Raw genomic sequence first — 17,017 nt, forward strand, 5'->3', positions numbered from 1 at the left:
GGCAAGCTAGGGCGTGGCGGGAATGCGGATCAATGACCTGGAGGTCATGGCGCGATGACCTTGGAGGTCATTGACGTCGTGACGTCGTGGCTTAGCTTCGCGAGGTGCTCTCGACCCCGCATTTCGGCGCTCTGTTGCGCGGCTGGCGCGCCGCGCGCCGGATGAGTCAGATGGACCTGGCCACGGCCGCGGACGTCTCGTCGCGCCATTTCAGCTGCGTCGAGACCGGCAAGGCCCAGCCGGGCCGGGACGTGGTGATCCGCATCGCCGAGACGCTGGAGATCCCGCTTCGCGACCGCAACGCCCTGTTGATGGCGGCCGGCTACGCCCCGATCTATCCCGAGACCGCCCTGGCCACTTCGCATTTGACCGAGGTCCGCCGCGCGATCGACCTGCTGCTGGCCCAGCAGGAGCCGTTTCCCGCCAGCGTGCTGGACCGGCACTGGAACATCGTCCAGTCCAACAAGGGCTTCGACCGCATAGTCTCGCACGTGCTGGGCGGGCGCCCGTCGCGGCACGCCAACATGATCCGGCAGATCTTCGACCCGGAAGACGTGCGCCGCACGATCGTCAATTGGGACGAGATCGCCGGGGCGGTGATCGGCAACCTGCAGCACGCCCTGGCCGCCACGCCTGGCGACGAGGTCGGCCACGCCCTGGTCGCCGAAGTCCTCGCCTATCCCGGCGTGCCGACCCGCTGGCGCCAGCTGGACTTCGCGACCCCGCCGTCGCCGCTGCTGACCACCGTCATGCGCGATGGGGAAGGGGAGCTCTCGTTCTTCTCGACCATCACCACCTTCGCCATGCCGCGCGACGTGACCCTGGAGGAACTGCGGATCGAGTGCTGCTTCCCGACCGACGCACGCACCCGCGAGGTCTTGGAGGGCTTGGCTCAACGCGCCCCGTAGCGCGCCAGGAACGTCTCCACCGCGTCCTCGGCGATGACTTTCAGCGGCCGCCGAGGCTGGACCTCGTCGCCGGCCGAGAGGCCCAGGACCAGGGTCACGTGGTCCAGCATGCCCATCAGCTGGCCGGCCGCCCACGAGGGCTTCTCGACCTTGAGCTCGCCGGTCTTGACCAGGTCGTTGATCACTGAGATCGCCGCCCCGCCCAGTTCGTCGCGGGCGCTCTGCAGGAAGTATTCGGCGACGTCCTCGAACCGGCGGCGCTCGGCCGTGACCATGCGGAACATAGCCCGGGTGTCGGGACGCGAGAAGAAGGTGGCGTAGGCGACAGCCAGGGCGGTCAGCCGCGTGCGGGCGTCGCCCTTGGTCCGTACGGCCTCGCGCACCGGGGCGGCGATGCCGCTGACCGTCTCCAGGACGATGGCCTTGAACAGGTCGGCCTTGCTGGGGAAGTAGGCGTACAGGGTCGCCGTCGAGACCCCCGCCACGCGCGCCACCACCTCCATGCCGGCGTCGGCATAGCCCTGGCGCAAGAACAAATTCCTGGCCGAGCCGAGGATTTCCTCGCGCTTGTGCCCCGATCGCTTCAGACCCGCGCCGACAAGCATGTGAGACTCGCACTGTTAGGCTTCGATGCAATCTAGCCGCGAAAATGGACCCTAAGCAAGGGTTGCGCGAGAGGACTCGTCTGTTGGTTTCGGCTATGCAGCCCCGGCGCCGATTTTCGCGCGGGCACTGATGGGATCGAAGGCGTGATCAAGGACGCGGAAGCCGCGCGCGAGCAGGAAGTGGCCGCCTGGTTCGAAGGCCGGGCGGAGAGCACGATCGAGACCTCGTGCGCTCGGGTGTTCCTGATCGGCGGCTCGGCCTTCAAGGTGAAGCGGCCGGTCGACTTCGGCTTCCTGGATTACTCGACGCTGGAGCTGCGCCGCTGGGCGCTGGAGCGCGAGCTGACCTTCAACCGCGCCGCCGCGCCGGACATCTATCGCGAGGTGCGCTGCCTGACCCGCATGACCGACGGCGGGCTCGAGCTCGACGGCGGCGGCGAGATCGTCGAATACCTGCTGGAGATGCGCCGCTTCGATCAGAACGGGGTTCTGGCCACCCAGCCCTGGGCGATCGACGACGCGCTGGAGGATTCGCTGGGCCGCACGGTGGCCCGCTTCCACGCCGGCTCGGCCCTGCGTCCGCAAGGCGGCGGGGTCTCGGCCCTGGGCTACACGATCCGCTCGAACGCCAACCTGCTGCGCGGCCTCTCCGGTCGCCTGGGCAAGCAGGCGGTCGAGCGCCTGGTGCACGAGACCGACATCGCCCTGGAGCGGCTCGCGCCCCTGCTGGACGGCCGCGCCAAGGACGGCTTCGCCCGCCACTGCCACGGCGACCTGCACCTGGGAAATATCCTGATCGAGAACGGCCAGCCGATCCTGTTCGACTGCATCGAGTTCAACGACACCCTGTCGGACATCGACGTGCAGTACGACCTGGCCTTCCTGCTGATGGACCTGGATTTCCGCCGCCGCCGCGACGCGGCGGGCCGGGTGCTGAACGCCTATCTGGACGAGGCCGCCCGTACGTTCGGCGAAGGCCTGTGGACCGGCTTGGCCGCCTTGCCGCTGATGCTCAGCGTCCGCGCCGCCGTGCGCACCCACGTTTGGGCCTATACCGGCGACGACGAGGCCGCGCGGGCCTATCTGCAGACCGCCCTCGAGCACCTGGCGCCGCGTCCGGTCAGCTTGGTGGCGGCCGGCGGCCTGTCGGGCTCGGGCAAGTCGACCTTCTCGCGGGTCTGCGCCCCCGGCCTGGGCTCGGCCCCCGGCGCGGTGGTCCTGCGCACCGACGAGATCCGCAAGCGCCTGTGGGGCGTCCCCTCGCTGCAGCGCCTGCCGCGCGAGGCCTATACGCCGGAGATGAGCACGCGGGTCTACGACCAGCTGTTCGGCGACGCGGCCCTGTGCCTGAAGGCCGGCCGCTCGGTGGTGCTGGACGCGGTGTTCCTCAAGCCCGAGGAGCGCGCCCGCGCCGAGGCGCTGGCCAGCAGCGTCGACGTCGCGTTCCAGGGCGTCTGGCTGGAGGCGCCGCCCGAGGTGCTGCGCGCCCGCGTCGCGGCCCGCGTCAACGACGCCTCGGACGCCGACGTGGCGGTGCTGGAAAGTCAGCTGGCCCGCGACACCGGCGAGATCGCCTGGCGCCGGGTCGACACCGTCAGCGCCTTCGAGGACGAGGCCCGGGCCCTGGCGGAGGCGATGGGGTGATTTTTTCCCTTCTCCCCTTGCGGGAGAAGGTGTCGGCGAAGCCGACGGATGAGGGGTCGATAGTCCTGTCGGCTTGGCGCCCGGGATCGACCGCCATCGCGGCGGAACTCGCCTTCGACCCCTCACCCGACCGCCTCCGGCGGCCACCCTCTCCCGCAGGGGAAGAGGGATAATCAAGCCGCCTGCAGACCCTCGTCCGGCGGATCCGGATTCACCGCGCGGATGATGGCCGTGATCAGGTCCATGGGCTTGACCGGCTTGCCCAGGTGGTCGTCAAAGCCCAGCCCCAGGAACCGCTCGCGGTCGCCGGCCATGGCCGAGGCGGTCAGGGCGATGACCGGCAGGCCGGGATCGCCCGCGCGGCCGGCGCGGATGGCTTCCAGGGCGGTGATGCCGTCCATCACCGGCATGTTGATGTCCATCAGCACGCAATCGTAGTGCTCCTGCGACATGGCCTCGAGAGCCTCCTGGCCGTTCTCGACCACGGTCAGGGCCACGCCGGCGGGCTCCAGCATGGTGCGCACCACCAGCTGGTTGACGGCGTTGTCCTCGGCCATCAGCACGTGGATCTGACCGAGCGCCTCGTCGTCGACCTGCGGCTCCGGCTCGGGCGCGATCGGCGCCAGCGCCAAGGGCGCGCGGATGCTCAGCACGAAACAGGCGCCGACGGCGCTGGGGGTCAGCACCAGGTCACCGCCCAGCTGGCGGGCCACGGCGCGCGAGATGGCCAGGCCCAGCCCGGCGCCGCCATAGCCGCGCGAGATCGTCTCGTCGGCCTGGGTGAAGCTGTCGAACACCCGGTCGATCGCCTCGACCGGCACGCCGGGACCGGTGTCGGAAACGGCGAAGCGGATCAGGCGCCCGCCGTCCGCCGGCTCGGCGCTGACCGAGACGCCGACCTGGCCCCGCGCCGTGAACTTGACCGCGTTGGAGACGAGGTTGGTCAGCACCTGGCGAATGCGCAGCGGGTCGGCCGCGATGCAGGCGGGGACCTCGTCGCCAAAGCGGACGACCAGCGACAGGCCCTTGGCCTCGGCCGCCGCGCGCCAGGCGTCGACCACGTCGGCGACGACGACGCGCGGATCGACTGGCTCCGGCGTCAGCTCGACCTTGCCGGCCTCGACCCGCGAGAGGTCCAGCACGTCGTTGAGCAGCCGCATCAGGCTGTCGCCCGACTTGATCATCAGCTCCACCTGCTGGCGCTGCCCCGGCGCGAGGTCCGAGCGCTCCAGCGCGTGGGCCATGCCCAGCAGGCCGTTCATCGGCGTGCGCAGTTCGTGACCGGCGACGGCGACGAAGGTCGACTTGGCGCGGGCGGCGGCCAGGGCGCGTTCGCGCTCGTCGCGCAGACCCCGGGTCAGCTCGTCCATCCGCTGGGCCGCGGCGCGGTTGCGCAGGGCCACATTGACGGTAACGGCGATCAGCAGCACCAGCGACCAGCGCGTGGCCTGGGTCACCGGGTCGGACCCGGCCAGGAAGAAGAACGGAAAGACGATCAGGCACAGCACCGGGGCCAGGCCGCTGAGGATCAGCAGGGCCAAGGGCTGGTGCCGATACTGTTGGGTGAAGATCAGCTGGCCGCACCAGATGGCCACCGCCGCGATCTTCAGCTTGTCGGAACCTTGCATCCACAGCAGCGTGGCCAGCACCGCCCAGCTCCCGTTGACGGGAATGGCGGCCAGCATGAACGCCGCGCGCTCGTGGCGCTTGCCCGGGCGGCCGCGCCCGAAGGTCCGCGTCGCCAGGAACGCCAGGCCCTCGGCGGCGAGGAAGCTGGCCAGCCAGGCCAGGGCGATCCGGTAGCCCAGCCCCAGGCCGATCACGCCGGCGCCGAGGCAGCCGGAGACGATGCGCGAGGGCCCCAGCCGCCGGATGTCGGCCGCGACCTCGTCCAGCCGCTCGTCGGCCAGTGTCTCCGCCAGCCAGCTCAAGAGGCGTCTCCTAGCGGGCGAACCGTGTTCGCCCAGACGATGACTATCCCGCGATCGCAACCAAGAGTCTCTGAAGGCGACCTGCGACCGATTAACGCGGATCGTCGGCTAGTCGACCAACGCGTTCGCGCCTGGTCTGTTCGCGTCCTCTCTGTTCGCGCCCCCTCTGTTCGCGCCTGGAGGGCTGCGCGTTGCGCGCCGCGCCGCACACCGATAGCCTCGCCTGAACAACGATAAGCCATAACGATAAGCGACCGAGAGAGCGGGTTCGATGCAGGGATTGATGCAGCATGGGGCGCTGACCCTCGACAAGATCATCGACCACGCCGCCCAGTGGCATGGCGGTCGCGAGGTGGTCAGCCGTTCGGTCGAGGGGCCGATCGTGCGCACGACCTACGCCCGGATCCACGAGCGCGCCAAGCGCGTCTCCAACGCCCTGCTGGCCCTGGGGATCAAGCCGGGCGACCGGGTCGGAACCCTGGCCTGGAACACCGGCCGGCACATGGAGGCCTGGTACGGCATCATGGGCATCGGCGCGGTGTGCCACACCCTGAACCCGCGCCTGTTCCCCGAGCAGATCGCCTGGATCGCCGACCACGCCGGCGACCGGGTGATCTTCACCGACCTGACCTTCCTGCCGATCCTCCAGGCGGTGCTGCCGCGCCTGCCGCACGTCGAGCACGTGGTCGTGTTCACCGATCGTGACCATATGCCGGCCGAGTTCCCGCTGGCCGGCGAGGCGCTGCATTTCAAGGGTCTGCTGGCCTATGAGGACCTGGTCGAGCAGCACCACGCCGACTGCGCCTGGGGCGGGTTCGACGAGGGCACGGCCGCGGGCCTCTGCTACACCTCGGGCACGACCGGCGACCCCAAGGGCGTGCTGTACTCGCACCGCTCCAACTTCCTGCACACCTTCATCACCCTGCAGCCCGACGTGATGGGCCTGTCGCAGAACGACGTGATCCTGCCGGTCGTGCCGATGTTCCACGCCAATGCATGGGGCGTGGCGTTCTCGGCTCCCGGGACCGGCGCCAAGATGGTGATGCCGGGCGCCAGGATGGACGGCGCCTCGATCTACGAACTGCTCGATACCGAGGGGGTGACCTTCTCGGCCGCCGTGCCCACCGTCTGGCAGATGCTGCTGCAGCACCTGAAGAGCACCGGCGCCAAGCTGCCCACCCTGAAGAAGGTGGTGATCGGCGGCGCGGCCTGCCCCGAGAGCATCATCCGCGCCTTCCAGGAGGACTATGACGTCGAGGTGGTCCACGCCTGGGGCATGACCGAGACCTCGCCGGTCGGGACGCTGTCGGTGATGACCGACGAGCTGGCCAAGCTGCCCTACGACCAGCAGATGCCGTATCGCCTGAAGCAGGGCCGGCCGCCGCTGGGCGTCGAGCTGTGCCTGACCGACGACGACGGCAAGCCGCTGCCGCACGACGGCCACGCCTTCGGCCACCTGAAGATCCGCGGCCCGATCATCGCCGCCGAGTACTTCCGGGGCGCGGGCGGCAAGATCCTGGACGAGGACGGCTTCTTCGATACGGGCGACATCGCCACGATCGACGCGCACGGCTTCATGCAGATCACCGACCGCGCCAAGGATGTGGTGAAGTCCGGCGGCGAGTGGATCAGCACGATCGAGATCGAGAACATCGCCGTCGGCCATCCCAAGGTCGCCCTGGCCGCGGTGGTCGGCGCGGCCCATCCCAAGTGGGACGAGCGCCCGGTGCTGCTGATCAAGCTGAAGGACGGCGAGACGGCGACCAAGGAGGAGTTCATCGACTACCTCCAGGGCAAGATCGCCAAGTGGTGGCTGCCCGACGACGTGCTGTTCGTCGACGAGATTCCGCTGGGGGCGACCGGCAAGATCGACAAGAAGCTGATCCGCAAGCGCCTGGCCGACGAGGGCTACAAGCTGCCGGACACGCCGGTCCAGCCGACCCCGGCTCCGGAGCCTGAGCCTGAGTCAGCCGTAGTCCCGACCCTGGCGGCCGCCGACGGGGCCCATGCCTCGGTGATCTATGCGCCGGACCCGCCGCGCGAGGTCGAGCCCGAGGCCGTGCTCGACGCGACCGCGCTTGAGGTCGAACCCGCCGCCCACGCCGAACCCGAGCCCTTGGAGTCCGAGCTCCAGGACCCCGACGTCGCGGAGCCCGAACCCTCGGCCGTGTCGGCCACGGACACGATCATCGCCGAGGCCGCCGCGATCGCCGCCGCCGGAGAACCAGCCCAGCCGGCGCCCCAGGCCGAGGCCACGACCGTCGCGGCGCCGCCTATCCCGCCGGAACCCGAGCCGCCGCTGCGCCTGCACGAACCCTCCAAGGCCGAGGCGCCCCGGGTCAAGCCGGTGACGGGGGAGGCCGCCGAGCCCTTGCCGTTCGCCATGCCGATCACGCCGGGCAGGCGCGCGAAGGCGAAGACGGCCAAGTCCGCCAAGAGTTCGGCCAAGGCTTCCGGCAAGCCGCCGGCCTGGGCTCGACTTTATCTGGACCTGGCGATCCTGGCCGCCCTGGCGCCCGCCATCCTGGCCGGCGGCGGCGCGCTGGGCGTCAAGCTGGGCTTGATCGGCCTGCCGCTGGGCTACACCTCCATGACCCTGGACTGGGCGCCGAAGCTGGCCTTCGTCAGCGTCGCCACCGGCCTGCTGGGTGTCGTCGTCGCCCTGATCGGCGGTTTCGCCCGCCTGTGGAAGGCGGCGGTGTTCAGTTTGGTGATCACGGCCGCCACCTTCGCGGTGATGTACGGGGCCAAGGCGCTGCTGGGGCAGTCGCCGCCCATCCACGACGTTTCGACCGACTGGAAGACGCCGCTGGCGTTGTCGGACGCGGCCATGGCGGCGCGCGGCGGCTCGGCCGAGCTGGTCGACGACGATCCCAGCCTGCCGGTCGGCTCGGCCGCCTATGCGGGCCGGCGCCTGGCCGAGATCAACGCCGAGACCTGCCCGGCCGCCCGTCCCCTGGTCAGCGCGCGCGCGCCGGGCGACGCCTACGAGGCGGTGAAGGCGGCGGTGATGGCCTCGGGCATGACCCTGGTCACCGACGACCCGATGGACGGGCGCCTGGAGGCCACCGCTCGCAGCTTCTGGTACGGCCTGACCGACGACCTGGTGGTGCGGGTGCGCCCGGACGCCCAAGGCTCTCGCCTGGACATGCGCTCGATCGGCCGCGACGCCGGCCCCGACCAGGGCCGCAACTGCGCGCGGATCGGCGGGCTGATCAAGGCGGTGAGGGGGTAGGTCTCAATAGATCCGATCTCCCCGGCGAAAGCCGGGGCCCAGATCTCGAAGCGCTGGAGATGATTGGATCGGCGTTACGTTTCTAGAGCCCACCCCAGCGCTCTTCCATCGGGGTCCCGGCTTTCGCCAGGAAGGTCGGAGTAAGAGGCCCTCAAGCCAGCCCGTACGCCGTATCGATCCCCGGCTCCCCGGCCGCCACGACCCGCCCTTCCCGAACCAGCTGGATCATGTGGGCCAGCACGGAGTGGGCGGCGGCCGGGTGCAGGCGGGGGTCCACGGCGGCGTAGAGGCTGGGCACCATGGCCTTGATGGTCGTGAAGCCCGCGCCCAGGGCCGCCAGGATCTGGGCCTCGCGGGCCCGGCGGTGGGCGACATAGGCGTCGACGAACGGCGCGACCTCGCGCACCGGCGCGCCGTGGGTCGGCCACAGGGTGTCGAAGGCCCGCCCCCGCACCTTCTCCAGGCTGGCGAAATAGTCGGCCATGTCGCCGTCGGGCGGCGTGATCACCGTGGTCGACCAGCCCATGATGTGGTCGCCACTGAACAGGGCGTTTTCTTCCCTCAGCGCGAAGCAGACATGGTTCGAGGTGTGGCCGGGCGTGGTCACCGTCTCCAGCGTCCAGCCAGGACCGGACAGCACGTCCCCGTCGGCGAGCTCGACGTCGGGCCGAAAGCGGCCGTCGGCGCCTTCCTCGAGGCCGGGCGCGGCGGCTTCGCCGTGATCGACCGGCGCGGGCCGGCCGTAGACCTTGGCGCCGAACGCTTCGGCCAGCGGATGGGCGAGGGGAGAGTGGTCCAGGTGATGGTGGGTGACCAGCACGTGGGTCACCCGCTCGCCGGCCAGGGCGGTCTTGAGGGCCTCGAAATGCTCGGCCTGGTCCGGGCCTGGGTCGATCACCGCCACCTCGCTCCGGCCGACGATATAGACGCCGGTGCCGGTGTAGGTGAACGGGCCGGGATTGCGGGCGATCACCCGCCGGATCAGCGGCGAGACCTGGTCGCAGCGGCCGTATTCGAACTCCAGCTCGCGGACGAAGGGGATCATCGGAACGCTCCTTCTCCAAGGGTTGGCCCAAAAGGGCGGCCAGATCGCCGGCGCCGGTCTTGCGCTGGAGCCCTCCAGTAACCCTGGAAGGACTGGCCATGACGGCGGACGCGGCGATTTTTGTCTCGAAACGGCTCCAGCGCGCGGCCTTCGCCATCCTGTGTATCATTCTGGCCCAGTTCGCCCTGGCCAGCTGCCAGCCCGAACCGACGCCGATGGCGGCCCGCGAGTCGACCGCCTTCTAAGACCTAAGGGAGCACCCCCGACAGGTCGTAGCCCGCTTCACGGCCCTGGTTGACCAGGGTCTCGCGATCCTCGCCCGCCAGCGCCTGGCCGATCGACCAGGTGACGATCGAGCGCGTACCCGAGCGGCAGAAGGCCAGGACCGGTCCGTTCGCGGCCTCGACCGCCGCGCGCACCGCGTCGACCTGCGCCTGGGTCGGCCCGCCGCGCACCGGCACGTGCAGATAATCCAGGCCCGCCGCCCGCGCCGCCGCCTCGATCGCCGCGCCGGACGGCTGGCTGGGGTCCTCGCCATCGGGGCGGTTGTTGATCACCAGCGCGAATCCCTCAGCCGCGGCCCGGGCCATGTCGGCTTCGGTGACCTGCGGGCTGACGGAGAGAGAGTCGGTGACGCGTCGGAAATCGCTCATGGGTTCGCCGGAACAAGATTGCGCGGCGCACGCCGCCGCCGCCGCATCTTCGCGATGGGCGGGCGCCTAGGCAATGGTCACCGGTGTCCATAAGCGTGCGCGCGAAACGAGCTTTGCCGAAAGGAACGTGCTCGTTTCGCGCCAAAGATTAAAAAACTTTTATCCTTGGTCCGCTGGACATGGAACGATTTGGCAATTGTCAATCAGGTCGGGGTATGTTGTCGCAAAGAATTCTTAGAAACACGAATTCCGAAAACGACGTTCGACTTAGGCGAAATTGCCACGAAAAAACAATCGGGTGATCAAAGTCTTCCAGGCTTTTGCGTGGGCGGGGTATCCACGTTGAGCGTTGATCTTTCGAAAAGCGGCGACCCTGTGGCGATTTTGCGACAGGGGGTGGCGATGTGGATTACAAATTTGCAATGACAATTGACCCTCGGTGGCGCGCCCCCCTAACGTCGCCCTAACCGGGGAAATGTTTCCGGGACACCAGTGATCTCGTGGCGCCGTTAGGCGGATTTCCGCTCCAGGTCGGACAAAGTTTCTAGAGGGGTTTTTGTCCGGTCTGCCGCCCAGCGCCACGCTCAGAGGGGATTTTTATGAGCAACCATTCCACGAAGGGTAGCGCGCGCGCGCGTCTACTGACATCGACGCTGCTCGCGGGCCTCGCGATCGCGGCGCCGATCGCGGTCACGGCGATCGCCACCACGATCCCGACCATGGCTTTGGCGCAGGACTATACGAGCGGCACGCTGAACGGTCGCGTCCTGGACTCGGCCGGCGCTCCCGTCGCCGGCGCGGCGGTGACCGTGCGCTCGCAACAGACGGGCGTTACGCAGAACTCGACGACCGACGCCAACGGCGCCTTCCGCGCGCCGCTGATCCCGACCGGCGCCTACACGGTGACGGTCTCGAAGGACGGCTTCCAGCCCAGCAACAACGCCGGCCTCGCGGTCCGCGCGGGTGGTGAGTCGAACTACACCTTCACCATGGCCGGCGTCGGCGAAGTCGCCGAGGTGGTGATCACGGCCACGGCTCGGCCGGAGCTGGACTTTTCCCAAACCACGACCGGCCTGGCCGTGGACGTGGAACAGCTCGTGAAGTCGGTCCCCGTGGTCCGCAGCGCCCAGGGTCTGGCCCTGCTCGCGCCTGGCGCCATTCAAGGCGCGGCCGGCAACTATGCGGGCCAGGTGGCCGTCGGCGGCGCCTCGGTGTCGGAGAACGCCTTCTTCATCAACGGCCTGAACATCACCAACTTCAACACCTATCTCGGCGGCGCCAACGTGCCGTTCGACTTCTACAAGACGTTTGAAGTGAAGACCGGCGGCTATCCCGCCGAGTTCGGCCGCGCGACCGGCGGTGTCATCACCGCCACGACCAAGTCCGGCACGAACGACTTCATGTTCGCCGTTCACGGCAACTACGAGCCGAACAAGTGGCGGTCCGACCAGAAGGACACCTATCTGAACGCGGGCAACCACCTGAAGCGCAGCTCCAAGGACCTGGTCTTCGAAGCCGGCGGCCCGATCATCAAGGACCACCTGTTCCTGTACGCCTTGGCGCAACTGCGCAATCTGGAAACCAATCCGGCCAACCAGCCCACCCGCACGGCCAGCGCCACCTCGGCTAGAGAGACGGCGAACCCGAACGGCGCCGAGAACCTCACCGTCGACCGGTCGGGCCAAGCCTTCTACGGGGCCAAGCTCGACGCCTATCTGACGTCGCGCCAGCACCTGGAAGCCACCTACTTCCGGACCAACGACGTCACCAAGCGCCGCGTCTACGGCTACAACCAGTTCACCGACAAGGTCGGCGCCTTCAAGTCGGGCTCCAACTTCCCGACGGGCGGCGAGAACTTCGTGTTCAAGTACACGGGCTCGTTCACCGACTGGTTCACCCTGTCGGCCGCCTATGGCCGCAACCAGGACAACCTCGCGGTCCTGCCGCTGAACACCACCGACCCGCTCGTACAGGATGGGCGCACCGGCACCGCATCGACGATCAGCCAGCAGTCGGTCTCGGCGATCCAGCAGCCCTACAAGACCAAGCGCAACTTCTATCGCGTCGACGCCGACCTCTATTTCGATCTCGTGGGCACGCACCACATCCGGGGCGGCTATGACCACGAAGACGACTATCTGACCCACTTCTCGAAATACACCGGCAACGCGGCGTACACCTACCAGACCGCGGTCGCGGGTAACGTCTACGGCCTCGCCGCGGGGACGCAGTACCTCGAAGCCCGCACCTTCATCTCCGGCGGCGAGTTCGACGGCGAGAACAAGGCCTGGTACGTCCAGGACTCCTGGGAGCCTATCCGTGGCGTGACGCTCAACCTCGGGGTCCGCAGCGACAGCTTCAAGCAGGCGGGTTCGAACGGCGTCGTCTTCGCCAATCTGAAGAACAACATCGCCCCGCGCATCGGCGTCACCTGGGACCCCACCGGTGAAGGTCGCGACAAGCTGTTCGCGAACTACGGCAAGTACTTCCTGCCCATCGCCGGCAACACGGCCTATCGTCAGGCGGCTGGCACCTACGACTTCACCTCGCGCTACTACAATCTGGCCGGCTACACGCCGAACCCGACGACCGGTCTGCCGACCGGCGGGCTTGGAACCCAACTCGTCGGCTTCACGGGCGCTCGCGCCTGTATCGCCGGCGGCGCCTCGGCCGCGGGCGTGATCGGCTGTACCTACCAGAACGATGGCTCGTTCTACGCCGCCGACCAGCAGCACAGCAAAGAGCTGAAGGCCACGGAAGAAGACGAGTACATCATCGGCTACAGCCACAAGTTCGAGAACCTGTGGACCGTCGGCGTGACCCTGACCTATCGGAACCTGGTTGAAGGCGCCGACGACGTGGCCATCGACTACGCCGTGCGCGCCTACTGCAAGCAAAAGGGCCTTTCCCTGGCGCCGGGCGGCGGCTGCGACAACTACGACGGCACGCTGAACGACTACGCGATCATCAACCCGGGCTCGGCCGCGACCGTTCGCCTGCAGAACCCGCTGTCCTCGACGAGCACCGTTCTGCCGACGATCACCTTCACGGCCGATCAGCTTGGTTATCCGAAGCCCAAGCGTGAATACACCGCGCTGGATTTCTCGTTCGACCGGGCCTTCGACGGCAAGTGGGGCTTCCACGGCACCTACACCCTGTCGGAGCTGAAGGGTAACTACGAAGGCTCGTCGTACAGCGACTACGCCAGCGGCCAGACGGACTCGGGCATCACCCTGCAGTTCGACACGCCGACCCTGGTCGAAGGCGCCTACGGCCTGCTGCCGAACCACCACGCCCACGTCTTCAAGGGCTATGGTTCGTATCAGGTGTTCGACGGCCTGCTGCTCGGCGCCAGCGGCACGATCATCTCGCCCCGTCGGGTGGGTTGCATCGGCTACGACCCGAACGACCCGGTCCTGGAAGCCAACTACGGCCCGTCGTTCGCCCACTACTGCGGTGGCAAGCTGGTGCCGCAAGGCAAGGGCGTCAGCACGCCTTGGGCGAGCGCGTTCGACACCTCGCTGCGCTACACGGTGCCGAAGTTCGTCCCCTATCAGGGCGACCTCGTCCTGCGCGTGGATGTCTTCAACATCTTCAACTCGCGCAAGCCGGTGAACGTCCAGAACGTCGCTGAAAACGGCGGCACCCTCTACACGGCGCCCGCCGCCGGCAGCCCGCTCTCGGCGAGCCGCAAGCCGGTGTTCGGCCAGCCGACCACCTACCAGACGCCGCGCTATGTTCGCGTCGGCTTCGACCTGACCTTCTAAGAAGCGACGGACTAGACCTGAAGATGGCGGCGGGCTCCGAAAGGAGCCCGCCGTTTTCTTTTGGGCGGGAGGTTCCGGCGGCGACGCTGCTTGGCGCAGAGCTTTGTGGGACCGCTTGCCGCTCAGGCCGGCATTGCCGCTTCCGACCCTGAGCGGAAGTTCGACTTACTCGTCCGTTGGCCAAGCCGAGATATCGTCGACAGGTTGGGGCAGGCGGCTCTCCAGCCAATCAGCAACCGTTCCAGGCTTCAGGGTTTGATCCCGGCACTCGACGACCCAGGAGAGATAGTCGCGCGGCCCGCCATTCAGATATGGCGGCGGCGACACCGGCTTGAACACCGTCGGCAAGCGCTCGGAGACGGATAGTTCGTTGAGGACGTAGCCTATCTCCTGCACGACGTTCCAGGCGAGAGGATGGTCGATGTCCAGCGATAGCTTCACCCACCATCCGCTTTCGTCGATACCCGTACCAAATCCACCCCACGGCGTTTCATTGGTCTGCACGGCAGGGATACTCGCGAGGAAGGCGAGCAGCTTCAGAAAGCTCGGATGATGTTTGGTAGGCGTCGTCATGTCGCCAGGATAGCCGACGCATGTCCGCTCATCACCCGCAACGGACGATCAAAATGTCCGCTCCTAGCGCCCGCGCGCTGAGCCTCGGTTCTCCTGGACCGAATACGAAAAAGGCCGCCCGGCGAACGGGCGGCCTTCGTCGTTTCGAGACCGCTCGCGGGTCTAGCGCAGCGGCGTATCCGCCAGCACCGAAGCGCCGCCCGGGGCCGCGCGGAGGCGGGCGTGGGCCATCTCGTCCAGGATCGCCTGCGAGCGCGGGTCGCCCAGCACCCAGGCGGCGGCCGCCAGGGTCTTGGCCGAGGTCTCGCTGACGCCCAGGAAGCGTTCGAACGCCTCGAACGGCGACTTGCCGCCGTCCATGCGCTTCAGGCGGACGTCGCCGTCCAGCTTGGCCAGGGCCTTGGCCTTGTCGACGGCCTGGTAAAAGCCGCCGAGTTCGTCGACCAGGCCCAGCTGCTTGGCCTGCTCTCCGGTCCAGACCCGGCCCTTGGCGATCTCGCGCACGCGTTCGGGCGGGAGCTTGCGGCCCTCGGCCACGCGGCTGATGAAGCCGGCATAGATGCGGTCCATCCAGCCGGCGAACTTGGCGCGCTGGTCGGGGGTAAAGCCTTCCGCCGACCCGAAGGCCTCGGAATAGGCGCCGCCGACGTGCAGGTCCTTGGTGTCGACGCCGAAGCGGGCCAGGGCGTCGCCCAGAGCGAACTTGCCGCCATAGACGCCGATCGAGCCGGTCAGGGTCGAAGGCTCGGCGACGATCGCATTGGCCTGGCTGGAGATCCAGTAGCCGCCCGAGGCCGCATAGGTGCCCATGCTGACCACGACGGGCTTGCCGGCGGCCTTGGCGCTCTTCATGGCCGCCAGGATCTGCTCCGAGGCGGTGTCCGAGCCGCCCGGCGAGGAGACGCGGAACACGATGGCCTTGACGTCCTTGTCCTCGGCCGCGTCGCGGAAGGCCTTGGCCACCTCGTCGGAATAGACGTTGCTGTCGCCGCCGAACGGGCCGCCGCCGCCGCCCGCGCCGGTGACGATCGCGCCCTCGGCCCCGATCACGGCGATGGCCGGGCCGGTCTTCACGGTCGGCGGCTTGGAGCGGCTGGCATAGTCGTCGAAGTCGACCAGCTTGGCGCCCTTGCCCGCCTTGTCGAGGGCGAAGGCCTGGATGTCGCTGACCTGGCCGACCTTGTCGATCAGGCCCTTTGCCTGCGCCTCCTGGGCGCTGTAGGGGCCGTCTTCCATGGTCTTGGTCAGCAGGGCCGGGTCCTTGTGGCGGTCGACGGCGGCGCTGGTCAGGGCCGTGCGATAGACCGACCCCATCCACGACAGCGTCGATTCCCGGTGGGCCGGGGTGTAGTCGCTGTAGAGGTACGGGTTGACCGCGTTCTTGTACTCGTAGCGCTGCTCGTACTCGGCCTTGACGCCGTACTTGTCGAAGAAGCGCTTGAAGAACATCGATTCAGACGAGACTCCGACGGCCTGGAAGCTCGAGTCGGGCTGCATCCAGAACTCGCTGGTCGCCGCGCCCAGCATGTAGGTCGAGGTGATCATGCCCGAAGGGTAGAGCCCCTGGCTGTGGGCGTAGATCGGCTTTTTGCCGACCTCGCGGAAGTGCTTGAAGGCCAGGCGCAGCTCGTCGGCGGCGGCCGGGGCGACGCCGCCCTCGGGCAGGCGCACCAGGATCGCCTCGACCTTGTCGTCCTTCTCGGCGCGACGCAGCGTTTCGATGATCGACATCACCGAGTCGCCGCCGCCGCCGCTGAAGGCCGCGAACGGGCTCTTGGGCGCTTGGTCCGAGAGGCCGCCGCGCAGGTCCAGCTGCAGTACGGTATGGGTGGGAACGGGCGCGGGCCGCGCGGCGCCGGCGGCCATCACGATCAGCAGGAAAGGCACTCCGACCACGAACAACAAGAGGCCGACGAAGACGCCGGCGACGGTCAGGAAGAACTGCTTCATCGGAGGTCCTGCTTGCGAAAACGCCGACAAGCTAACCGCTGTTCTGGTTGCGACCAAATGAAGAGCGCGCAACGAAACGGGTCTTGGCCGGCGCACAGGCCAAACGCCGCTTTCGCGGCGTTTAAGCTTCTGTTTTCTTGGCAGGTTTCCCGCTTCTGGCTAGCGGGGGAGAAATGGTCGGAGTGGCAGGATTCGAACCTGCGACCCCTGCGTCCCGAACGCAGTGCTCTACCAGACTGAGCCACACTCCGACTTGGAGGCCGGCCTTATAGGAGGGCGTTCCGGAGGGCGCAAGCGCCTTTTTCGAGGTTCGTGTGACAGCGCGAGAAAACTTCTGAAAAGTCCCGTTGCATCCGTCCGACTCGTGCGCTATCTCCACCGCCTCGCCGGGCCCTGACGGGTCTCGCCGTTCCTGCTGGGGAATGGTGTAATGGTAACACTGCGGTTTTTGGTACCGTCATTCTAGGTTCGAGTCCTAGTTCCCCAGCCACTTCTTCCCGCCAATAGTCCGGTTATCTTGGGGCCCTCTCTTGGGCCTCGGGCGCTTCCGCGCGCCGAACGTCGGCCACGACCTCGTGGCGGGTCGTCATGTCGGTGAAGCTTGGTCGGGCGGCGACCTATACGCTCACGAACCGTTCCCGATCTTGGCTCGCCGCCGATCGAATGTTCCGCCGATAGGTGCAGATGCGCAATTGTCGAGACAATG

Annotated in this window: 11 protein-coding genes and 2 tRNA genes; 6 read left to right on the top strand and 7 right to left on the bottom strand. The window is 68.0% G+C overall.

The annotated features are described in order from the left end of the window. Positions 1 to 104 precede the first annotated feature (104 nt). Positions 105 to 908 carry a helix-turn-helix domain-containing protein gene (locus ASC70_RS08975; protein WP_056049107.1) on the top strand — a complete coding sequence of 268 codons (804 nt, stop codon included), beginning with the start codon at positions 105 to 107 and terminating at the stop codon, positions 906 to 908. Here the strand turns inward: ASC70_RS08975 and ASC70_RS08980 are convergent. Continuing rightward, a complete protein-coding gene (locus ASC70_RS08980) occupies positions 893 to 1,513 on the bottom strand; it encodes a TetR/AcrR family transcriptional regulator (RefSeq protein ID WP_047410454.1) in 621 nt (206 codons plus the stop codon). The two genes, ASC70_RS08975 and ASC70_RS08980, sit on opposite strands and share 16 nt — an antisense overlap. A 144-nt stretch (positions 1,514 to 1,657) precedes the next feature. On the opposite strand from ASC70_RS08980, the gene ASC70_RS08985 reads away from it, so the two are divergent. Next, positions 1,658 to 3,157, top strand: coding sequence for a bifunctional aminoglycoside phosphotransferase/ATP-binding protein (locus ASC70_RS08985; protein WP_056049110.1), 1,500 nt, complete (start codon positions 1,658 to 1,660; stop codon positions 3,155 to 3,157). A 173-nt stretch (positions 3,158 to 3,330) separates the two neighbouring features. Here ASC70_RS08985 and ASC70_RS08990 read toward each other — a convergent pair whose 3' ends face one another. Then, positions 3,331 to 5,088 carry a response regulator gene (locus ASC70_RS08990; protein WP_056049111.1) on the bottom strand — a complete coding sequence of 586 codons (1,758 nt, stop codon included), beginning with the start codon at positions 5,086 to 5,088 and terminating at the stop codon, positions 3,331 to 3,333. A 271-nt stretch (positions 5,089 to 5,359) separates the two neighbouring features. On the opposite strand from ASC70_RS08990, the gene ASC70_RS08995 reads away from it, so the two are divergent. Further along, a complete protein-coding gene (locus ASC70_RS08995; protein ID WP_056049114.1) occupies positions 5,360 to 8,323 on the top strand; it encodes a long-chain-fatty-acid--CoA ligase in 2,964 nt (987 codons plus the stop codon). A gap of 151 nt (positions 8,324 to 8,474) precedes the next feature. Here the strand turns inward: ASC70_RS08995 and ASC70_RS09000 are convergent, their stop codons facing one another. Further along, complete coding sequence (locus ASC70_RS09000) at positions 8,475 to 9,368, bottom strand: MBL fold metallo-hydrolase (protein WP_056049117.1); 894 nt, start codon at positions 9,366 to 9,368, stop codon at positions 8,475 to 8,477. 98 nt (positions 9,369 to 9,466) lie between these two features. Between ASC70_RS09000 and ASC70_RS24895 the strand changes: the two genes are divergently transcribed. Next, positions 9,467 to 9,613 (top strand): hypothetical protein, encoded by a 147-nt coding sequence (locus ASC70_RS24895; RefSeq protein WP_156136831.1) that lies wholly within the window; start codon positions 9,467 to 9,469, stop codon positions 9,611 to 9,613. 3 nt (positions 9,614 to 9,616) lie between these two features. Here the strand turns inward: ASC70_RS24895 and ASC70_RS09005 are convergent, their stop codons facing one another. Further along, positions 9,617 to 10,021: a TIGR01244 family sulfur transferase gene (locus ASC70_RS09005; RefSeq protein ID WP_056049119.1), complete on the bottom strand. Its 405-nt coding sequence runs from the start codon at positions 10,019 to 10,021 to the stop codon at positions 9,617 to 9,619. Positions 10,022 to 10,620: 599 nt separating this feature from the next. Between ASC70_RS09005 and ASC70_RS09010 the strand changes: the two genes are divergently transcribed. Then, entirely contained in the window at positions 10,621 to 13,788 is a 3,168-nt protein-coding gene (locus ASC70_RS09010; protein ID WP_056049121.1) for a carboxypeptidase regulatory-like domain-containing protein, read from the top strand. Between the two features lie 165 nt (positions 13,789 to 13,953). On the opposite strand, the gene ASC70_RS09015 is transcribed toward ASC70_RS09010, so the two are convergent. From ASC70_RS09015 to ASC70_RS09025, 3 genes are all read right to left on the bottom strand, one after another. Continuing rightward, entirely contained in the window at positions 13,954 to 14,361 is a 408-nt protein-coding gene (locus ASC70_RS09015; RefSeq protein WP_047410474.1) for a hypothetical protein, read from the bottom strand. Between the two features lie 162 nt (positions 14,362 to 14,523). After that, entirely contained in the window at positions 14,524 to 16,311 is a 1,788-nt protein-coding gene (gene sppA / locus ASC70_RS09020; RefSeq protein WP_047410477.1) for a signal peptide peptidase SppA, read from the bottom strand. Between the two features lie 174 nt (positions 16,312 to 16,485). Continuing rightward, positions 16,486 to 16,562, bottom strand: a tRNA-Pro gene (locus ASC70_RS09025). 165 nt (positions 16,563 to 16,727) lie between these two features. Between ASC70_RS09025 and ASC70_RS09030 the strand changes: the two genes are divergently transcribed. After that, positions 16,728 to 16,801: transfer RNA gene (locus ASC70_RS09030), tRNA-Gln, on the top strand. Positions 16,802 to 17,017 lie beyond the last annotated feature (216 nt).

This window comes from Caulobacter sp. Root343 (assembly GCF_001425745.1).
Taxonomy (GTDB): domain Bacteria; phylum Pseudomonadota; class Alphaproteobacteria; order Caulobacterales; family Caulobacteraceae; genus Caulobacter.